This window comes from Kosakonia sp. HypNH10 (genome assembly GCF_029850615.1).
GTDB classification, from domain to species: domain Bacteria; phylum Pseudomonadota; class Gammaproteobacteria; order Enterobacterales; family Enterobacteriaceae; genus Kosakonia; species Kosakonia cowanii.
This window is the reverse complement of sequence record NZ_JAOTIU010000006.1, coordinates 66,039-85,360: the sequence shown is the minus strand read 5'-3', so window position 1 is coordinate 85,360 and position 19,322 is coordinate 66,039. Positions and strand designations below refer to the sequence as shown.

The window sequence follows — 19,322 nt, the reverse complement described above, 5'->3', positions numbered from 1 at the left end:
GGGCGGTTTTTTTATCTCTGCATCAGAAGCGGCTCTTTTTAAGGCCGAGTGAAAAGAGCGTTAACTTGATGGCCGGCACGCTGAGAATAAAAAGCGCCAGCAGAAGCAGAACCTGGCGCGCATCCAGTGCCAGCAGCCAGCCACATGCCAGCGCCACACCGATGCCGGAGTCCGCCTGGTCGAGAAAGAGAAACAGCCACCGGCCGCGCGCGGGCAGCGTGCCCGGCGCAATCCCCAGCGCCCTTTTCAGCGCCGAGTTCGGCAGTTCACCCAGCATATACCCAAGCCCCGTCGCCGCGCCCAGCAGACACGGGTTCTCCATCTCATTTGCCAGACAGAGTGGTGCCACCAGCATGCTGATAAGCGGCACCACTACCATCCCTCGCCAGGTTTTGTTGCCACCAAACAGACGTGCATTGAGCGGCACCGCAAGCCCGGGCAGCGCGTTGCAGGTCACCACCGCCATATGCACGCAGCCGGCAATAAACACCGGCAGCAGCAGTTGCCAGAGCGCCCACAGGGAGGAGCTATCCATGCACGCCTCCGAGATGCAGCGCGCCGAATAGCGCCGCGCCGCTAAAGCAGAGCGTAACCAGCGTCATCAGTGAGGAGAACTTCGGGAAGGGGCGGTCGAGGAGCATAGCCAGGCTAAACAGCGTTAAAGCCACGCTCAGCAGCCAGGCGCAGAGCCGGGGCGGCAAAATGAGCGCCAGCAGCGCCCAGCCGCTAAGGATGAACAGGCTCCAGAAGACCGGCATGCCCAGATATGCCAGCGCGGCGTTGTGGGTGATATTGCCGCTTTCGTTAAATCGGGAGAGGCGAAGCGCGCCGCACACCACCATCAGGGCAAGAAAAAAGGCGCTGCCGCCGCGATAGCCGCTGAGATAAAAAATCAGCGCGGGCGCCACCAGGTAGAGCAGTAGATCGCCAAAGCCGTCAAGGTAGCGACCAAAGGGGCGTTCACAGCCGAGCCAGCGCGCCAGCTTGCCATCCAGCGCATCGGCCAGCATCGCAAGGTAAAGCAGGCTGATACTGAGCCAGACAGCGCCGGATAACGCGGCGCAGATCCCGCCAAGGGCGGTAACCATGCCCGTCAGCGTCAGGCAATCCGGCAGCGACAGACGGCAGATAAAGGGGGAGTTCATCCTTGCACCTCCGGAAAAAACGCTTTCAGTTTTCGCTGTGCTACCAGGCAACGCAGCCGCGCACGGTCGATACGACTATGGTGGCGCGCATCGACGGGCAGCTTCGCACAGAGCCAGAAGCGGACCGTCTCACCGGGAAAGAGGGTTGCCAGCAATGGTGCGGCGGTGCGGCACTGCGCCGCCTGTTGCAACACCACGCAAATCTCCCCCTGCGGCCCCTGCACCACCGCACTGGCAGCGATCCCCGGCAGGCCATTAAGCTGCTTTTCCACGGGATAGGGCGAGAGCGTTAAGCCCGACGGCGTGCGCAGCTGGTCGGCGATCCTGCCCGTCAACCAGAGACGCTGCTGCGCGTCGAGAAAACCGCTGTCTCCGGTGCGATGCCAGATGCGCCCCTGCGGATCGCGGATTTTCGTGCGCTGATCGGCCTGCGGGTTATTGAGATAGCCGGTCAGCACCTGCGGCCCGCAGACCAGAATCTCCCCCTCCTCCCCCGCGGGCTGAGGAACCCGCTCGCGCGCAATCATAATCGCGGTTTGCGGCCCCGCTCGCCCGACAAGGTAGCCAGGGTGCAGATCCCAGGCGTCGAGAAGCTCGTCGACGTCAATATTGCTGATGGGATCGGCCTCTGACGCGCCATAATTAACCGCGCAGGCGGCCTTTGGAAAATAGCTGCGGGCAGCAAGCAACAGCGACCGGGTAACAGGCGCGCCGCCAATAATCACCTCTCTTACCGCCGGAAAGCTGCACTGCTGGAGTTCGGCATAGGCGACAAGCTCTCTTAGCCAGGCGGGCGAGACGCTCAGGCGCGTTATCTGTTGAGCGTTAATCGCCCCGGCAATCATCTGCACCGGCAGGCGGCCCTGCGCATCAAAACCGGGCAGCAGATAGCAGCAGCCCGCATGAAAATGGCTGAACAGCGTCAGGATCGGAAAAGAGGTCACATCCCGCTGCTGACGGTGCGCAAAAAAGTGGCTCATCGCCTGACACTGCGCCAGCAGCGAGTGGTGGGAGCGCACCACGCCTTTTGGTGTGCCCGTCGAACCGCTGGTGAAGGTCAGCAGCGCGGTCGCCTCATCATCAAGATTCTCGACGCGAAAAGCGGTGTTAACACCCTCCGCCTGCGCTAAAGGGGCGGTAAAGAGCTGCGGCGTATCGATCGTGAAGCGGCGAATCATCCACAGCTCCGGCAGCAGATACCAGCCCTTCCCGGCGTTCTGCGCCACGATCATCGCGTTCAGACGCGCCTGTTTCAGGCAGCTGCGCAGCTGCTGGCGCAGCATATCTCTCTGTACCAGCACCGGAATCAGCCCGATCCCCAGCATCGCGTAGAGCAGCAGGTAAAACTCCATCCCCGGGCTCATCAGCAGCAGTACGCGCTGGCCCGCATGCAAGCCGCTGCGCTCCAGCCTGCGTTGATACACCGCCGCACGGGAGACAAGCTGGGCATAGGTGAGAGTTTCATGCCCGGCGCTGAGCGCGGGCAGCGAAGGAGGCTGTTGCAGCAAATTGTCACAGAAGTTCATGGCGCACGTCCCTGTAGTAAAGTCCATAGTGGTGAAAAACCTTGTTCGGGCTGCAACAGGCGCGCAGCGCGGTGGCGGTTGTCGGCCCTTTCCAGTTAAGCAGCGCCGCGCCGAGGCGCGTCCACTGGGTATCGAAACTAAAGAGAAAGCGGCGCAACAGCGTGGCGTAGAGCAGAGAGCGGCGGTAGCGCGGCACAATCATGATGGTTTTGAAGATCCCGGTCCGCTGGCGCTTATCCGCCAGCGTAAACAGCAGCCCGGCGACATCGCCCTGCGGGCTGAAGGCGAGACAGGAGCCGGGTGACTGACAATAGGGTTGCAGCGTATTGGCGTTAAAGTGCCAGTCGAAGAGCGCCTCGCTCCCTGCCGTCCAGCCGATATTGTTCGCAAAGTGTCGGGTGATGAGCGCATAAAGCTCATGCCGGTGCGTCTGCCAGAGTGTAGGGGTCAGCGGCTGAAGCGAAAAATCCGCCGCGTGCCAGCGCCCGATATCCTCTGCGGGAAGGGATAGCTGGCGCACCACGTCAGCCTCATCAAACATCGAGAAGTAGCTCGCCAGCGGCTGAAACCCCATCTGTCCAAGCAGGTGTTGATACCAGGGCGGGTTATAGGGCTCACCGGCAAACGGCGCGCTGGTCGGGGTGTCCAGCCGCAGGCGAAATTTGCCTAAGGTGCTGAAATTAATCGGCCCGATAAGCCGCGATGCGCCCTGCGCTTTCGCCCAGCGCATCAGGGCGCGAAACAGGCGATGGTTGGGAATGCGGTTATTGATGGTTTCCCAGAAACCAAAGTTCACCACCGTTTCCCCGGCGGCGTTGAGGGTGGCGAAGCCCGCCAGGCGCGCACAGTCGCGGATGTAGCCGGTCCAGACGCGCCCCTGCTGCATAAAGGGGTTGGCGGCGCTGAACTGACGCGTCATCACGGCCTCATCTTCGCCAGGCCAGAAAGGATCATGGGCATAGATGTGGGGTGCAATCGCCAGAAAGCCCTTATCCAGCGTATCGCCCGCCTGCCACTCCTGTTCAATCAACGGTCGGTTCATTTTCCACTCCCCCTCTCTCTGTGCCGCGCGTAATCTGCCCGCTCGCGCCATCCATGCGGATCACCTCGCCCTGCTGAAGCTGGCGGGTCACGCCGGGGACGCCAACAATGGCCGGAATGCCCATCTCGCGGGCGACAATGGCGGAGTGCGACAGCGTCGATCCGCGCTCGACAATTAATCCGCTAAGACCAGGAAAGAGCGGTGCCCAGCCCGGATCGGTGCGCACGGTGCAGAGGATGGTGCCGGCCAGCCTGGCCGCCTTCTCAGGCGAGAGTACCAGGCTCACCGGCGCTTCTACCGTACCGGGGTAGCAGCCGGTGCCTTGCAGGTGTGCCATATCCGCCGTCGGCTGCTGCGTGGCGTACAGCGTCTGCTGCTGGTACAGCGTCTGGGTCAGAGAGAGGCGGTTCGCTGGCTCCTCTTCCTCCTGATAGCCCGCATATTCGGCGCGCCGCTGCGCGATAAGCGTGGTTAAGCCCGTCTGCACTGCCGTTCCCTCCAGTCCCTGGTAGATCTCCTCCCGGGTCAGCCAGAAGATATCCCTGTCGCTCTCCAGCACGCCTTCCAGCGCCAGTTGGTGCCCCAGCTGGAGATAGATGTCGCGGTAGAGGGCGAACATTTTCGTGCGGGTGAAGCGCATCGTTTCGCGGTGGTGGATCGCACGTTTCAGCCTGCCGAGATCGCGTTTAAAACGTGTCAGCGCGCGCTTGCCGCGCGTTTGCTGCAACCGGGAGAAGACCCTCTCTTCCGCTTCGGCCCGCAGCGTATCCGTCGGCTTCTCTTTCACGGTTTCGGCGTTCAGGTAGTTACGCAGCACGTTAAACAGAAAACGGGGATCCTGGCGTAGCGTGATGGTCTCCAGCTTCAGCTCGCCAATGGTGCGATCGCCGTAGCGTTCGATGTAGCCGAGACACTGCTGGTAGAAATGCCCATCCAGCGCTTGCAGGCGGATAAGCAGATGGGCGCTGGTCTCGCTCTGAATCAGCGCCGCCAGCTGTGGGCGTTGGCGGGCATACTGGCTCAGCGCCAGTAGATGCCGGGTCGGCTCCGTGCTGATAAGTTGCCCCTCGTCCGCCAGCAGATCGCCGCTCATTTGCTGATGCTCATCGGGCCAGAGTTCGCGCAGCACCGCCTGCACTTTGCCGTTGTAACGGGCAACGTAAAAGTCATTCACAATCGGCGCGGTCCAGCGCGTCAGCAGGTGTTGATCAAGGTATTTGAGCCGACCGATAAGCTCCGCCGGGGAAAGGGTGTGGAGATTATCGCGATCGACGAAGGCGTGCACGAGGGAGTAGTTTCGCAAGAAGTCGCGGATACGCGGTTGCAGGGAGAAGAGCGCCCAGGCGAGCCGCGCGCCCATTTTTAGCATTGCTGGCAGCGCGGCGACCTTTTCACGCGTCGAAAGCTGCTTATCCTTGATGGTGTCGACCGGCTCCTCCAGCCCCATCATCGCTTCCATATCACTCTTATTCATCCTGAACGAGGGCAGCAGCAGCAGGGCGCGATACCAGTTCTGGATGTTGTAATAGACCCGCCCGCGCACCAGGCTGAGCATATTGTCAGTGATGTCCCGGCGCTGGTCGCGATCGTTGGCAGGGCAGCCCACCAGTTGCAGGGTTTGCTCATACACCGTGGCGTAAGCGGCGCGGGCAAAGGAGAAGGTGAGCGGCGTCGTCACCCCGCAGTAAGACTCCTGAATATTGGCGTTGTCACAGATCAGCGTCTCGCTCGCGCAGCCGCTATCTTTCGGCAGATGGGTGATGGGACGGGTTTGCAGCAGGTAGAGATGATTATCTTTAAGTGTCCACTCAATATCCTGCGGCGCGCGCAGCGCACGGGCGATGGCGGCGCCCATATCACGCAGGGCGAGGATCTGCGCCGCCGTCAGCGCGGGTGCCGCCGCCTGGTCGGCCTCAAGCTCCACCTCGCGGGTGCCGGTGCCGCGCTTGCGGTCAAAAACCACGGCGTTGGTTTTCTGGCTGAGGGACTGCGTGAAGCCATTGCCCTCTAGCGGGACGCTAAACTCGTCGGTGTTGCACTGCCCGGAGACAATGCCCTCCCCGCAGCCCCAGGCGGCGGAGATAAGCATCGTGCGGCGCGAACCGCTGACCGGGTGCGCGGTAAACAGGACGCCTGACGCCTCGCCTTCGACCATCTCCTGAATAATGACCGAACAGTGGATTGCGCTTAACGCCAGCCCCTGGCGCAGGCGATAGGCCATGGCGCGCGCGCTCCATGTCGACATCATCACCCCTTTTACTGCATCAACCAGCTGCTGCTGGCCGCGCTGAAACAGAAAGCTGTCCATCTGCCCAGCGAATGAGGCCTGGCGGGCATCCTCGTCGCTGCAGGAGGATCGCACCGCCCAGAGCCTCTCGTCGCTAAGGGCTTCGAGCGCCTGCATCAGCGGTTCCGGCAGCGTAAGGCGGGCGAGGCGCGCGCTGATTTTCCCGGCAAGGGTTTCAATCTGATCTGCAGGCATCAAGGGTGAGAGTTGCGCCATCAACTGCGCGGCTTTTGCATCGCAGCGCAGCATCTCATCCATTGCGCTGGCGGGGATGACCCACCAGTTCGGCACCGGATAGCCGTGGGAAGTGAGCCACAACAGGTTGGCTGCCTTGCCGCCCAGTTGCTGCTCATCGAGGGTAACCGCATCGGCGGCAGAGTAGAGATAGTTCACGGTAACTCCTTTTAGATCCGTTGTTGGCTAAGCCCGACCAGATGATCCCAGGTGCGCAAAATGGCGGGGAACCAGGGCCGGGGCTTGACGTGATGAAGCATCAGGTAAAACGACAATCGGCGCAGGCCGAAGTCGCGCAGGGCGAGGCAGAAACCGCGATACCACTCCCCGGCATCGATAGCGGTGCCCAGCCGCTTCGCCAGCTGGCTGCGGTGAAACTCCACGTGATGTAACAGCGTTTGCAGCGTGGCGCGCTCATCGAGCGTCCACGTTAATAGCTCAGCCAGATCGCGCTGCGGAACATGCAGCGTCGCCAGCTCCCAGTCCCAGCAGCAGAGCCGTGAATCCTCCCGGCGCAGCGCGATATTGCGTGGGCTAAAGTCGTTATGCACCAGCGTTCTCGGCAGCGTCGCCAGCTCGCGCCACTGCGCCGCGCTGTTCTCGGCGCAGTCCAGCCATTGGTGCAGCAGCGGCGTGGTGAAAAGCTGTGGCGCGGTGCGATGGCTGAAGGCGGCGATGGCCTGCCAGAGCGGCACCATGCTGTTGATGGTGTCGGCAGAGGGAGAGTCGATATGGCGAAAGGTGGCCTGCAAGGCATCATGGCGGCGATACCAGATCGCGTGGATATCGGCGATGCCCTGCAATGCGGCATTGATCTGCGGCTGCTGCCAGCGCACGCCGCTGGAGAGGCTGTTAAGCAGCACTTCCTCCCCGAGCAGTTCCTCAATGATGACGCTCTGCTTGCCATCTTCGTAAGTGCCGTAGAGCGTCGGCACATGGCGGGTAAAGGCGGGATCTCTTTGCGTAATGAGCGCCATCTCCCTTTCGCGCGCGTGGCTGAACTCGCTGGCAGGCAGCAGGCGCTCAAGCAGTTCAACAAGTTCGGGCGCGCAGCCTGCCGCCAGAGAGTGCAGCAGTTGGGTTATCGCATTGGTTGGCGGCTTGTGCTTCAGCAGCGCCGCCACCTGCGTACCATCTTCACGCTGAAGACGGTAGGCAAACAGGCCGACGGGCAGCGTCGCGCTATGGGAACTGAGCGCCGTCAAAATACTGTCCTTGTTTCCCTGCCAGTGCATCGCACTGACGCGCTGGGGTGGTCGCTCGCCCCATGCGGCGGTATAGCGGGCGTGCTGAAAGCAGTGGCGCAGCGGATCGTCTCCTGTCCTGCCCGGCGGTGCGTTACGCTGCTTTCGACCGAGCAGCTCATGGGATTTGGCGAATTCGTCGCTCGCCAGCGCGCTGAGGGTTGAGATATCGAGCGCCAGACAAAATGAGGCGATGATCTCCGCCAGCCTTTCGCTGCCGTTGGCCCCCTGACAGCCCAGCATTTGCAGGCACTCCGCCTGATCGGGAAGCGCGGTCCCGCCGCCGACGGTGCCAATCACCAGCGCCGGAAGCGTCATGCTGCAATAGACGTCACCCTCTGGGGTCAGGCGCATTTGCAGCTGCGAGAGGGAAGATTCATGGCTACAGGCGATGTCCTGACCGAGCGCGGTAAACATCGCCGCGATAACGTTGGCGGTATTGATATTCACCCCGGTCATGCCGGCGGCGACGGAGCCTTCACAAAAGCCCTGAAACGCCTCGACCAGTTGCGCAGGCTCAATGCGCAAACGGCTGCGGCAGGCGGCGGCAGTGAGCGTTGCCTCAGCGATAACCTGGGTTCCCCTGCCCTGCGCAAAGCTGCTCCACGAGCTTTTCTTATCGCTGGAGAGGTTGCTTTCAAGAATGTAGCGCTGGGGGGTTAACGCCAGCGGAAGATGCGCGAGGATCCAGCGGCAGGCCTGCCAGGTGCAGGTGGTGGTCATATTCTGCCCGGCGGCATCGGCGGTGTGATAGGTGAAGGTCAGATGCACGGCATTGCCGATGACGCGCGGCGTCAGGCTGATGAGGCGCGCGAAACGCGAATGCTGGCGCACAATGTCGCTGATGTCGGTGAAGTAGTCCTCGGCCCAGGCGCAGAACGCGAGCGCGTCGCGCACCGAGAGAAATTCGAAGCGTGGTGAGCGCATCATCCGTTGGCCGGTGACGCGCGCCGTCGCCCCGCCGCTGTGGGTGATAGCGCTGGCACCGCGTGAAACGGAGGCGACAAGCGCCCCTTCGCTGGTCGCCAGCGGCGCGTAAAAGATCCCCTTCGCGCGCCAGCCGTTGATCAGCAGCGGCCCGGCAATGCCAACGGGGACTTCAACCGAGCCGATAAACCCCTCAAGATGACTTTGCAGCTTTTCCGCCTGCAGGCGGGTGGCAGAGATCTGGTTGAAGTCGTGACCCGTGTGCTGACGCAGCCAGGCCAGCCTCTTTTGCCGCGCCTTTTCACTCCAGTCGTAGAGATGGCGGCGGGGTAAGGTGACGGCGCTTTCCCCCCTTTCCTCGCGCGGGTGGCACAGTTTGAGCTGCCAGTAGCACTGCTTATTCTCCTGCGCCGAGCGGCAGGTTAATGTCGCCAGCCACTGCCCGCTCTGCTGGCGCTCTTTATGCAGGAGTTTTAGCGCCGGGAGCTGAACCGGCCGATCGTAAAGAGATAACGCGCGCCGCGGATCGGTGATAAAGGCATTACAGCGCTCTTCGCTTTCAAATAAGAGTGTAAACTCGGCCGGGCGTATATCGACAATTGTGGCCGTAATTAACGATTCCATCATCATTATTCCCTTCCCTGGGCTACAAATATATTTCAACGATACACAGCAAATATCCTGTCAGCATTGCCATGCCAACCATGGCTTCATTTCTTTTTCTGTTCTGCTGATTGGCATTAATCAGAAAAATCAGCAACTGGCTTACCGTAAAGAAATTAATAAAAGCACTTGCTGCATAAAACCAGACAGAAACCGCGCCGGTTTTGCACAAAATAAGAAAATATTGCACGATGACCATCGATATAAGCAGACCGATAATCATCAATACCGACAGGGGGCGACCATATAATTGCGACCAGGTGGTAACCTCTTCGCGATCCTCATCCGGTCCTTTACATTTACGCGTGATTTCAAAACTTAAACCGCATAAGAAGGCGAGCAGCATCAGCAAAATAACCGGCCGGTTAAACGTCGCCGCAGGTGAGGCCAGGGTAGCCAGCCAGCCGATAACAAACGGCATTACCAGCGTGTGGGAGAGCGCATAGATCGAGAAGTGGCGTTTAAGCCATTCGGCGACAAAAAACTCTTTCGTCATCAGCAACGTCCAGCAGAGCAGCAGCCCCCAGCTTAGCCATATCTGCGGCCTGCCCTCTGCGAACAGAGCGATGCCGCCCAGTTGGATCAGCAGACAGAGCGCGCCGAGGACCTTCAGGTGCGTCAGGCTGATAATGCCCTGCTGCAATACTCTCTGCGGATGGTGAAGGCAGTCATCGGCATAATCTTTATGTTCATCGAGCACGCGCAGCAGCAGAAAAAAGGAGAGTGAAAGCAGGCAACCGAGAGCAATTTTTACCGGGCTAATACTCTCTTGGGCGGGCATTGCGACCGAGAAAGATAAAAACCAAAGAATAAAAAAGAGCGGAGTATTGGCTAAAGGAAAGCGTTCATTTACCCATAACATCATACGTGAAAACAGCGAACCATTATTAATATTGATCATGGCGACTCCCTGGAATAATTATCTGAAAGCAGAAAGATCGACACGCCTAATTACGTCATCAACAAGAAAACTCTGTAAAAGAATTAAATAGCGGCGTGTGCAGAGCCAATATAAATCCACGACTTTGCAGTTTCATTTAAAAAAAGCGCCTGATGTGATCGCTCTCTAATAATATTAATAAGTTATTAATTATTCGTTATGGAAGACGAAACAATAATATTCTTTCCTTAGTGCTTTTAGGATTAAACTATTTAATTTCATCGGGAACGAGAAATAAAAAAGGCCACGCTGGAGAGCATGGCCTTTATGAGCAGTAACGTTAGCTCAGCGAGGAGGTGGGTGTAGCAGATTTTAAGGCGGGTTGCGGCACGTCGCTCCACAGGGTGTCATACGCATGGCCGGTGAGATCTTCAACGATATGGCGCGCTTGTGGCGTCACGCTCTGTTTCAGGCCGCCCGCCTTCAGACGATCGAGCTCTTCGACAAAGATGCGGTGCGTGCGCTTATTCAGATGGAAGGTCAACGCCTGCCATAGCGCCACCAGCAGCAGGCCAACGGTGCCGACAAATAGCAGCATCACGATGGTATTTATCGCTTCCTGCGGCTGCACCTGGCTGCCTTTGACGAAACCGCCGCTTTGTAGCAGCAGCCCCACCGCAAAGGTGGCGATGGCGACCGTGGTTTTGCGTGAGAAGGTCATTACCGCAGCGAACAGCCCTTCACGGCGCTGGCGCGTCACCATCTCGTCGATATCCGGAATAAACGGGAAGACGTTCCACGGCGTGAACTCCAGCACGCAGCGCCCCACCTGATAGACCCCGGCGAGGATCACCAGCATCAGCACTTTGTGCTCGGTGGGGAATTGATAGACCAGAAAGAAACCCGCCAGGCAGATCATCATCAGGCTATAGGCGAAAACGTAGAGGCGCGAAGGGCCAAATTTGATGATCGCCACCCCAGCCGCCAGCGTCACCGGCAGGCCGACAATGCTCATCGACAGCAGCGTGCCCGCCAGCGACGACGAGACATTCAGGCAGTAAACGCAGAAGAAGACGAACACCGTGTTGTAGACATCTTTCGCGGTAAAGGAGAAGAGGTAGATTGCCAGATGTTTACGAAAGGCGCGGATCTTAAGCGTAGAGGCATAATCTTTAAACAGCGCGCCAATGCCGGAGAGCTTCTGCGCCATGCTGCGCGTCTGCGCTGCTTTCTCCATCTCGGCCAGCATTTCGGGTGTTAATTCGCGCTCCCAGGTGACGCGCCAGGAGATAAAGACGCAGACCATAAACAGCACCGCGAAAACAATACCGTTGATGAGATACGCATCGGCATTCTTCTCGCCCAGCCAGCCGATCAGCAAGCCCGGAATAAAGGTGGCGAGAAAGGTGCCGGACGCGGAAAGAAACATGCGGCAGGTCGAGAGCTTAGTGCGATCGTTAAAATCTTTCGTCATCTCTGACGGCAGCGTCTCCCAGGGGATCAGTACCATTGCAGCGATGATTTCAAAGGCGAGGTAGACGGCGAGATAGAACCAGAAATTCATGCCGTTGAGCCAGAGCAGGATATAGACCAGCATCAGCGGCGCGCCGATCAACAGAAAGAAGCGGCGGCGACCAAACTTTTTGCCTAACGCGTTTTTATAGAAGTGGTCGGTAAAGCTGCCCATAAACAGGCTGACGATGGCGTCGACAATGCGGGCAATGGCGACAATTGAGGCGGCTTCCAGCGGAGAGAGGCCGACAAACGTGGTGTAGTAGAAGAGCAGCCAGGCACCGATGACCGTAAAGGCGCCGCCGCCCATGATGTCCGTCATGCCGTAACCAATGCTGACAGGGATCGTGACTTTACGCTGTTTACGACTCATCATCGCCTCCCGCATTTTGCTTACTATTTTTAGTTTTCAGAGACATATAAACCCCATTTAAGGATTATCGCGTTGAACGCTGGCCGTTTTTTCACACAGCCAGGTGGTGACGCATGCTTCACAGCATCCACGTTATCTCTGCTGACGATTTTAAGTCTACTACCATACAAGATGAGGTAATGAAATTGTGAGCTTCGCCATAAGCCGTGCAAAATAAGGCGTAGAAGGGATTAAAAAGTAAAAAAATGCGAGGCAGCGCTAAGTTTATTGCGCCTGAGGTGCATTAGCAGCGGGAAAAGGAGGGACTTATTTGTTCATCATTGAAGAAACGGAGAAAGCCCGCTGGCTTGCAGACGGGCGGCATGCTAGCGCGCACAGTTCATTCCAGTAGCTGTAGCGCATGACGAGGTGGAAGCGCTCACTTTTCATCGTAAATCCACATTGAGGGGTGGTAGTCGAGACCGTAGAGCAGGCCAAAGGGGATCAGCAGCGCGACATGTCGCCCGGAATCAAACTCCCCCTCCTCTACCGGCACATTCAGCGGTGGGGCGAGGCGTGAAAGCCATTGTTGCAGCCGTTGTTTCATCAGCACGTTCTCCAGCAGAGGGTTGATGCTGTCAGTAAAACGCACTTTGCTGAGCAACCAAAACGACAATTTCTTCGCTCATTTGCCGAAAAACGCAAAAGGCGCGGGCAAAAAAAAGCCCCTGCGCGAAGGCAGGGGCAAGGCCATGTCCGAGCCGTAAAACTTAGTTAAAGACCATACCGCCATCAATCAGCAGGGATTGCCCGGTCATATAGTCAGAATCCGGGCCTGCGAGGTAAGAGACGCACGCGGCGACATCTTCCGGCTCTGACAGGCGACCAAGCGTAATGCGTTTCGCAAACTCTTCGGTGCCGTAACCGATCGGTTTACCCGCTGCTTCAGAGACCTGACGGTCAATCTCGGCCCACATTGGGGTTTTGACAATCCCCGGGCAGAAGCCGTTAACGGTAATGCCCAGCGGGGCCAGATCGCGTGCGGCGGTCTGGGTTAAGCCGCGTACCGCGAATTTGCTTGAGCTGTAGACCGCCAGTTCCGGGTTGCCGACGTGGCCAGCCTGCGAACAGGCGTTGATGATTTTGCCGCCGTGTTTTTCCGCTTTGAAGGCCTGAATCGCCGCCTGCATGCCCCAAATCACGCCTTTCACGTTGATGTTATAGACCTTATCGATCACCTCTTCGGTGATCGACTCAATCGGCGTGGAGGGCGCAACCCCGGCGTTGTTGACGATCACGTCAAAGCCGTTCAGTTTTTTGCGCGTCTCTTCAACGGCGGCAAACACCTGCTCGCGGTTAGAAACGTCGACGGTGACGGCAATCGCGCTGCCGTTACTGGCGTTGATCTCCTCGGCAACCGCTTTCGCAGTCTCACTGTTGTAGTCGGCAACGGCGATAGCAAAACCATCTTTTGCCAGACGCAGAGCGATTGCGCGGCCAATACCCTGGCCGGCACCGGTAACAAATGCGACTTTTTTCATAACGACTCCTTAGTTTTTACAGAATCTGGCTGAGGTGCAGCTGGCCCATCAACAGCGGGTTATCGCTGTAGTCCACCGGAATGGCGACCACCGCCGGGCCTTGGGTGTCCATCGCTGCGCGCAGCGTCGGCTCGAGTGCGGCGGTGCTTTCGACGGCAAACCCTTTCGCGCCGAAAGATTCGGCATAGGCTTTAAAGTCGACGGGGCCGAAGTTGACCCCGGAGAGGCGCTGATATTTTTTCTCTTCCTGAATCGCCACCATGTTGTAGGCGTTATCCACCCAGATGATGTGCAGGATATTGGCGCCCAGACGCACAGCGGTTTCCAGCTCCATACTGGATTGTAAAAAACCGCCGTCGCCGGAGACGGAGACCACTTTGCGCCCCGGATTGACCAGCCATGCGCCAATTGCCCACGGCAGGGCAACGCCCATTGTCTGTTGACCGTTAGAGATCATCACCTGGCGCGCGCGGAAGCTATAGAGATAGCGGGCAATCCAGATATGGAAACTGCCCATATCCACCGTCAGGGTGACATCGTTATTCACGATATCCTGCATCGCGCGGACAATGCGCAGCGGGTGAATAGCAAACTGATTAAGCTGCGCACCTTTACGGCTGAGCAGTTCACGCTGGTTGCTACGGTCGATCAGGATCTCCGACGCGCGCGGCGAGAGCACCAGCGGTTCGGCAATCTTGTGTGCCAGCTTATCGAGCGTGCTGGCGATATCGCCAATCAGCTCAACGCTCGGCGAGTAGTTACGCTCTTCATACGCGGGCAGCACATCAATATGTACCAGCTTCGCATCGCCGGTGTTCCACATTGCCGGCTCATACTCCACCGGGCTGTAGCCGATACAGATAACCAGATCCGCCAGGTGCAGCAGCCGGTCGCCCGCCTGGTTATTAAACAGGCCTACGCGTCCGGCAAAGCGGGTAAAGTGCTCCTGATTAACCGCGCCCGCCGCCTGGTAGGTGCTGGTCACCGGAATATGGGTTTTCTCCAGCAGATGATGCAGCGCGGCGATATTCTCTTCCCGGCTGGCCATCAGGCCGAGCAGGAAGACGGGGTTTTTCGCCCCGGCAATCAGCTTCGCCACTTCGTCAATCATCTTGTCGGGCGCGGAACCGAGCTGCGGCACGGCGTTAGAGGGCAGAATATTGCCGCTGGCCGGCTGGTCGGAGATATCCTGCGGAATGCTGACAAACGCGCTCCCCGGGCGGCCCTGTTCGGCGGCGCGGAAGGCGTTCGAAACCACTTCGGAGATGGCATCCGGAGAGGAGATCTCAACGGAATATTTGGTCACCGGCTGGAACATGGCGACCGTGTCCATGCTCTGGTGCACCAGCTTGGCTTTATCGGCGCGTTTCACCGCCCCGCCGAGGGCAACCACCGGGTCGCCTTCGCTGTTAGCGGTCGCCATGCCGGTGATCAGGTTGGAGCAGCCAGGACCCGAGGTCACCAGCGCTACGCCTGCTTTGCCGGTGATACGCCCGACCGCTGCCGCCATAAACGCGGCGTTTGCTTCGTGGCGTACCGGAATAAGTTCAATCGAGGAATCGAGAAGAGAATCAAACACTTTATCGATTTTCGCGCCAGGGATGCCGAAAACATGTTTGACACCCTGCGCTTCCAGTTGCCCCACCACCATGTCGGCACCGTGGGCCCACATCTGGGTATGGCGTTCGTTGCTCATACACTACTCCTTTACATCACTTAGTTCTCAACCGAACGGATGGCGGCGTCCAGGTTATCCGGGTGCAGATCCGCTTTCAGGAAGGCTTCATCGGCAGGGAGATCGATCATCAATTGATGGATTTCACCAAAGGTCAGCGTGCCGTGATCCAACTGGTAGTCGAGGAGATGACCGCCACCGTGGCGATCGTCGGTAATAAAATGTTCGTGGTAGCCCGCCACATTGATCCCCTGCATATGCTGCGGGGTGCGGAAACCGACCAGCACGCCGTCGCGGCCGTTAAAACGGAAGACCGGCTGATCGTCGAGCACATCGGTCATGGCGCGATAGGGCGGTGTCTGGCGCGGCACGGTGCGGGTGTGCGCATGGCGGAAATGGCCGTCGATGCGCAGGGCGCAAAACAGGTTGTCGGACGGGATCTGCCGGTCAATTACCTCATGCAGCGCCTGGCGGCTGATCGGCTCCTCAAACACGTGCCGGTATTGCGGTTTGAACCAGGTCATCACCGCAAAGGGGGTTTTCTGCTCCGGCTTAGCGGCGCGGGCACTGCCATCGGAACGTAATTGGTACACTTCGCTGTTGAAGGCAATTAATTCGCCATCAAGCTCATTAAATGTACCCAGACCAAAATCACCATGATTAAGTAGATCCTTAATCGTGGTATTACCTTCATAAACTCCGCTAAGTAGCGCACTCATTAGCGATGTTTGATATATCACGCCGTTTGGCTTGCTTTCAGAAAAAGCACGAATTGTTTTTCGTAGATTTTCTTCGCAAGAACAATCAGTTGCGTTACCCATCATCTTTTCCCCCACTGTAGAGACGATTAGAAAAGCTGATTAAATATTGACTCGTTTCAGCGGGGGATTCCAATATAGAAAACATGAGGGTTTAAGATGTTTTAGATATGGAACTTCGTTATTTACGTTATTTTGTCGCCGTTGCCCAGACGCAACACTTCACGCGGGCAGCCGAAATGCTCGGTATGTCGCAGCCGCCATTAAGCCAACAGATCCGTCGCCTTGAGCAGGAAGTGGGCACCCCGCTGTTCCATCGCCTGACGCGTGGCGTCACGCTCACCGAGGCCGGTGAGGCCTTCTATGAAGATGCCTGCCATATTCTTGCGATGAGCGATGCGGCGCTGGAAAAAGCGAAAGGGATCGCCCGGGGGATCAACGGCAAGCTCAACCTTGGCGTGACCAGCTCCAACGCTTTCCATACCCACTTCTTCTCGGTGCTGCGCCAGTTTCAGCGTGACTACCCGAAGGTGGCGCTCTATCAGAAAGAGGACAATATGGCGACGCTGATCCACGGCCTGGATGAGGGGTTGATTGACGTGGCGTTCGTGCGCCTGCCGTGCGAAAGCAGCAAAACCTTTAGCCTGAAGCTGGTGGATGAGGAGCCGATGCTGATTGCGCTGCACCGCACGCATCCGCTGTCGGCGAAGGCGGATATCGCGCTCAGCGAGTTGCAGAACACGCCGCTGATTATCTTTCCACAAGCGGTGTCGCCGGGGCTGTATGAGCTGATCTACAACGCCTGCCTGCGTGCCGGTGTGGAGATGGATAACGCCCATCAGGCCTCGCAGTTCTCTTCATCCCTGAGCATGGTGGCGGCCGGTTTTGGCTTTGCCATCATTCCTCAGTCGATGGCCTGCTTTGGGCATCCGATGGTGACCTTTCATTCGGTGGCGGGAAATACATTGAAAACCGATGTGGCGCTGGCGTGGCGCAAGTTCGAGCGCTCGCCGGCGGTCAGGCGGTTTATCGATCACTTTTAAGCGCCCGAGGAGATCGGGCGCTAAGCAGTTAACGGCGGTGGGTATTGACCACCTGGCCGATGCCTTTACCATCAAGGGCGGCATCAGGATCGGCGAAAAAATCGAGGTTGAAGTAAGTGTCATCGGTCAACAGTTCAACCCGGTGCCAGTACTCCGGCGGGCTGATGCTAAACTGCCCCGCTTCGATCACCACTTCTCGCTCAGGAGTGGTGTCATGCTCGCTGGCAAAACCGATGTATTTCACCGCGCCCTGCATCACCGACAGGCGGCCATAGACTCCTTTCTTGGTGTTATGGTGCGTCAAAAGCGCCTGCGGCACCGTCTCTTTTGTCCAGAAGGGCGTCGAGCGGGTATGGCGAAAATGGAGTGGAATAAGCTGCGTCATCGTTAGCCTCCGGTTACCAGCCGCACACGTTAGTCTCTTCATCCGATTCGTAGCCACGGACGATATTAATCAGATCTTTTACCGCATCAGCGGCAATAAGGGGATCGGTCAGTTCACTGAGGCGGGTAAAATCTTTATCGACCGAGACGCCATTATTATTATTGGTGACGGTCAGCGTATATTCCCCGCTATTATCAGCAGGCAAATTTAATTTCGAGACCAGTTCAGAAACGGCCTGGTTCGCAATATCAGGAAGATAGAGCGACATTGGTTTTAAATAAACTTCCTGCTCTGCTTTACCGCTTTCCCGATGGGAAACGGAGAGTGAATAACCTCTGTTTTCTGTATCCATAATTGCTACCTCAACCTTCAATCAGAATTTGGGGATCAACATAGAAATCGACGCTGAATACTGTGTCGTCACTGAGCGCCTCAATGTTGTGCCATTTTTCAGGCGGGAAGACGCCGAACTCACCGGCGTGGATGGTCAGGGTTTCCACCGGCTGCGGGCTGGTCTCATCGGCATAACCGTAATAGCGGATCGCGCCGCGCTGCACGCTTAAACGCGGGTAGACGCCCTGACGCGTACCGGCGTCAAGATGGCGTTTCCAGATGGAGGCCGGTGCTGTTTCTTTCGTCCAGAAAGGGGTGGTGCGGGTGTGGACATAATTCGCGGGTATGGCAATGCGTTGCATATTTCGTCCTCTTTTTATCTCAGCAACTGTTGTCGCCGGGAGGGGGAAAAGCATATGTTGCATAGCATATACCTGTTATGAAAAATATCGACTATTTTTTATAAATGTTATTTAAAGTTGATGAGATAAATCTCCACAAACCTATTTCGTGCTACTTTTTATACTCCGAAAGGATAGTTTTTATAAAAAACAAAAACGCGATAAGGAATCATCATTAGCAAATGAAATTTTTTATTCGGCAAGGCTAAATAAAAGCCCCCGAAACGGGGGCAAAATCACTTATTGCAGAAGGGTGCTCTCCCAGCCCTCGAAGATCGCCGCCACGTTATACTGCGCGGCGTCCGCCTCGCTGAGCTGATAGCGCTCACCGCCCTGCCCGGCGCCTGGCCCACGGTTACTGGCCTCATAAAAACGGCTGTCCTGCGGGTAAAACCAAATTTTGTCCCCGTGCTTATCTTTGCCGGACATCTTGTCCCAGCCGTAGATATGGTCATCAATCTCGCTATTGATAATCGCCGCCAGGCCAATGGCGTTGGGGTCGGCATAGCGCCCGTCGCTAAACTGGGTGGTCGGGTGCCACGGGCGGCCCAGCGCAAAGCTTTTCGCCGGCACGCCCGGCTCTTTGCTCAACGTACTGTTGATAATGAACAGGCCAAACCGCTCCCCGGCCTGGGTGGCAGGCGCGGTGAGATAACCGTACGGCGGCGCGGTGTCATCACGGTTGCGGGCAATGATTTCGCAGCGATCGAACACGGCGATGCCGGGACCGAAGATAAAATCGACATGGCCGCTGATGGCGCAGTCGGTGAAGTAGCTGCGGCTGCCCTGCTTGCTGTAGAAGGTGTCCTGGTAACCCTCAAGGCGAACGTGGCGAAAACGCGCTCTGTCCGCCCCTTCTGCCACCATCAGCGCCACCGCCTGGGTATCTTTCAGCTTCTTCGCATCGCCTTCCGGTAGCGCGGCATTGGCAGGGAAATCAAAAGTATTGCGGATAGTCAGATTCTCCAGCGTCACGCCGCTGGCGCGGATCTCTACCGTGCTGGTGCGCCCGGTGCCGAGCTTCTGCCCCTGCTCATCGAGCGCACCTGCGGGAGTATTGGCCTCAATCACCGTCCCCGCCGTCGATTCCCCTATCAGCGTGACGGGCTTCTCAATCACCAGCCGCTCTTGCCAGCGCCCCTCTTTAACCAGAATACGCCACGGCGTGCTGCTCTGGGGTGCGGCGTCCAGTGCCTGGCCGATCGTGGAAAACTCACCGGCCTTCGGCGTTGGCGATACCACAGCGTTCCACTCGGCCGCCTGCGCGCTGGCGCTCAGGCAGACCAGCAGCAGTGCGGAGCAGTGCAGGGTTTTCATTGTTCTCTCCTTGGTTTTTGGACAAAGGCAGTTCATGCAGCAGGGCGCAGATCTGCC

The 19,322-nt window shown here is 57.9% G+C and carries 17 protein-coding genes; 1 reads left to right on the top strand and 16 read right to left on the bottom strand.

Annotated features, from left to right (window positions below; all coding sequences use genetic code 11):
- Nucleotides 1–22 precede the first annotated feature (22 nt).
- The 12 genes from N7V53_RS17060 to budA form a co-directional block, all read right to left on the bottom strand.
- The gene (locus tag N7V53_RS17060; protein ID WP_279794169.1) at nucleotides 23–535 is read right to left on the bottom strand and encodes a hypothetical protein; all 513 of its coding nucleotides are present in this window, start codon (nucleotides 533–535) and stop codon (nucleotides 23–25) included.
- Nucleotides 528–1,145 carry a CDP-alcohol phosphatidyltransferase family protein gene (locus N7V53_RS17055; RefSeq protein WP_279794168.1) on the bottom strand — a complete coding sequence of 206 codons (618 nt, stop codon included), beginning with the start codon at nucleotides 1,143–1,145 and terminating at the stop codon, nucleotides 528–530. Before N7V53_RS17055 ends, N7V53_RS17060 begins: the two co-directional genes overlap by 8 nt.
- Nucleotides 1,142–2,671: an AMP-binding protein gene (locus N7V53_RS17050; RefSeq protein WP_279794167.1), complete on the bottom strand. Its 1,530-nt coding sequence runs from the start codon at nucleotides 2,669–2,671 to the stop codon at nucleotides 1,142–1,144. Before N7V53_RS17050 ends, N7V53_RS17055 begins: the two co-directional genes overlap by 4 nt.
- The gene (locus N7V53_RS17045; protein WP_279794165.1) at nucleotides 2,658–3,713 is read right to left on the bottom strand and encodes a hypothetical protein; all 1,056 of its coding nucleotides are present in this window, start codon (nucleotides 3,711–3,713) and stop codon (nucleotides 2,658–2,660) included. Before N7V53_RS17045 ends, N7V53_RS17050 begins: the two co-directional genes overlap by 14 nt.
- Entirely contained in the window at nucleotides 3,694–6,393 is a 2,700-nt protein-coding gene (locus tag N7V53_RS17040; protein WP_279794164.1) for a phosphoenolpyruvate synthase, read from the bottom strand. The genes N7V53_RS17045 and N7V53_RS17040 overlap by 20 nt, the downstream gene beginning before the upstream one ends.
- Nucleotides 6,394–6,404: 11 nt before the next feature.
- On the bottom strand, nucleotides 6,405–9,035 hold the full coding sequence (locus N7V53_RS17035; protein WP_279794163.1) for a phosphotransferase: 2,631 nt from the start codon (nucleotides 9,033–9,035) through the stop codon (nucleotides 6,405–6,407).
- 16 nt (nucleotides 9,036–9,051) lie between these two features.
- Nucleotides 9,052–9,969, bottom strand: a complete 918-nt coding sequence (locus N7V53_RS17030) for a UbiA family prenyltransferase (RefSeq protein ID WP_279794161.1) — start codon at nucleotides 9,967–9,969, stop codon at nucleotides 9,052–9,054.
- 319 nt (nucleotides 9,970–10,288) lie between these two features.
- The gene (locus N7V53_RS17025) at nucleotides 10,289–11,833 is read right to left on the bottom strand and encodes an MFS transporter (protein WP_279794312.1); all 1,545 of its coding nucleotides are present in this window, start codon (nucleotides 11,831–11,833) and stop codon (nucleotides 10,289–10,291) included.
- Nucleotides 11,834–12,251: 418 nt separating this feature from the next.
- Complete coding sequence (locus tag N7V53_RS17020; RefSeq protein ID WP_152526141.1) at nucleotides 12,252–12,488, bottom strand: hypothetical protein; 237 nt, start codon at nucleotides 12,486–12,488, stop codon at nucleotides 12,252–12,254.
- 94 nt (nucleotides 12,489–12,582) lie between these two features.
- Nucleotides 12,583–13,353, bottom strand: coding sequence for a (S)-acetoin forming diacetyl reductase (locus N7V53_RS17015; RefSeq protein ID WP_076769211.1), 771 nt, complete (start codon nucleotides 13,351–13,353; stop codon nucleotides 12,583–12,585).
- Between the two features lie 16 nt (nucleotides 13,354–13,369).
- Nucleotides 13,370–15,049, bottom strand: a complete 1,680-nt coding sequence (alsS, locus tag N7V53_RS17010; protein ID WP_023480771.1) for an acetolactate synthase AlsS — start codon at nucleotides 15,047–15,049, stop codon at nucleotides 13,370–13,372.
- Nucleotides 15,050–15,069: 20 nt separating this feature from the next.
- Nucleotides 15,070–15,849, bottom strand: coding sequence for an acetolactate decarboxylase (gene budA, locus N7V53_RS17005; protein WP_279794311.1), 780 nt, complete (start codon nucleotides 15,847–15,849; stop codon nucleotides 15,070–15,072).
- A 107-nt stretch (nucleotides 15,850–15,956) separates the two neighbouring features.
- Here budA and N7V53_RS17000 point away from each other — a divergent pair, with 107 nt between their 5' ends.
- On the top strand, nucleotides 15,957–16,829 hold the full coding sequence (locus N7V53_RS17000; RefSeq protein ID WP_023480780.1) for a LysR family transcriptional regulator: 873 nt from the start codon (nucleotides 15,957–15,959) through the stop codon (nucleotides 16,827–16,829).
- Nucleotides 16,830–16,857: 28 nt separating this feature from the next.
- Here N7V53_RS17000 and N7V53_RS16995 read toward each other — a convergent pair whose 3' ends face one another.
- The 4 genes from N7V53_RS16995 to N7V53_RS16980 form a co-directional block, all read right to left on the bottom strand.
- Nucleotides 16,858–17,214: a DUF1971 domain-containing protein gene (locus N7V53_RS16995; RefSeq protein WP_279794159.1), complete on the bottom strand. Its 357-nt coding sequence runs from the start codon at nucleotides 17,212–17,214 to the stop codon at nucleotides 16,858–16,860.
- Nucleotides 17,215–17,227: 13 nt separating this feature from the next.
- Nucleotides 17,228–17,566 carry a DUF1869 domain-containing protein gene (locus N7V53_RS16990; RefSeq protein WP_279794158.1) on the bottom strand — a complete coding sequence of 113 codons (339 nt, stop codon included), beginning with the start codon at nucleotides 17,564–17,566 and terminating at the stop codon, nucleotides 17,228–17,230.
- A gap of 10 nt (nucleotides 17,567–17,576) precedes the next feature.
- Nucleotides 17,577–17,909, bottom strand: a complete 333-nt coding sequence (locus N7V53_RS16985) for a DUF1971 domain-containing protein (RefSeq protein ID WP_023480739.1) — start codon at nucleotides 17,907–17,909, stop codon at nucleotides 17,577–17,579.
- 279 nt (nucleotides 17,910–18,188) lie between these two features.
- Complete coding sequence (locus N7V53_RS16980; RefSeq protein WP_279794157.1) at nucleotides 18,189–19,265, bottom strand: pectinesterase family protein; 1,077 nt, start codon at nucleotides 19,263–19,265, stop codon at nucleotides 18,189–18,191.
- Nucleotides 19,266–19,322: the final 57 nt, after the last annotated feature.

Coding starts and splice junctions, on each gene's coding strand:
- N7V53_RS17060 (WP_279794169.1), bottom strand. CDS start 535: ATGGATAGCTCCTCCCTGTGGGCGCTCTGGCAACTGCTGCTGCCGGTG.
- N7V53_RS17055 (WP_279794168.1), bottom strand. CDS start 1,145: ATGAACTCCCCCTTTATCTGCCGTCTGTCGCTGCCGGATTGCCTGACG.
- N7V53_RS17050 (WP_279794167.1), bottom strand. CDS start 2,671: ATGAACTTCTGTGACAATTTGCTGCAACAGCCTCCTTCGCTGCCCGCG.
- N7V53_RS17045 (WP_279794165.1), bottom strand. CDS start 3,713: ATGAACCGACCGTTGATTGAACAGGAGTGGCAGGCGGGCGATACGCTG.
- N7V53_RS17035 (WP_279794163.1), bottom strand. CDS start 9,035: ATGATGATGGAATCGTTAATTACGGCCACAATTGTCGATATACGCCCG.
- N7V53_RS17030 (WP_279794161.1), bottom strand. CDS start 9,969: ATGATCAATATTAATAATGGTTCGCTGTTTTCACGTATGATGTTATGG.
- N7V53_RS17025 (WP_279794312.1), bottom strand. CDS start 11,833: ATGAGTCGTAAACAGCGTAAAGTCACGATCCCTGTCAGCATTGGTTAC.
- N7V53_RS17015 (WP_076769211.1), bottom strand. CDS start 13,353: ATGAAAAAAGTCGCATTTGTTACCGGTGCCGGCCAGGGTATTGGCCGC.
- alsS (WP_023480771.1), bottom strand. CDS start 15,049: ATGAGCAACGAACGCCATACCCAGATGTGGGCCCACGGTGCCGACATG.
- budA (WP_279794311.1), bottom strand. CDS start 15,849: ATGGGTAACGCAACTGATTGTTCTTGCGAAGAAAATCTACGAAAAACA.
- N7V53_RS17000 (WP_023480780.1), top strand. CDS start 15,957: ATGGAACTTCGTTATTTACGTTATTTTGTCGCCGTTGCCCAGACGCAA.
- N7V53_RS16995 (WP_279794159.1), bottom strand. CDS start 17,214: ATGACGCAGCTTATTCCACTCCATTTTCGCCATACCCGCTCGACGCCC.
- N7V53_RS16990 (WP_279794158.1), bottom strand. CDS start 17,566: ATGGATACAGAAAACAGAGGTTATTCACTCTCCGTTTCCCATCGGGAA.
- N7V53_RS16985 (WP_023480739.1), bottom strand. CDS start 17,909: ATGCAACGCATTGCCATACCCGCGAATTATGTCCACACCCGCACCACC.
- N7V53_RS16980 (WP_279794157.1), bottom strand. CDS start 19,265: ATGAAAACCCTGCACTGCTCCGCACTGCTGCTGGTCTGCCTGAGCGCC.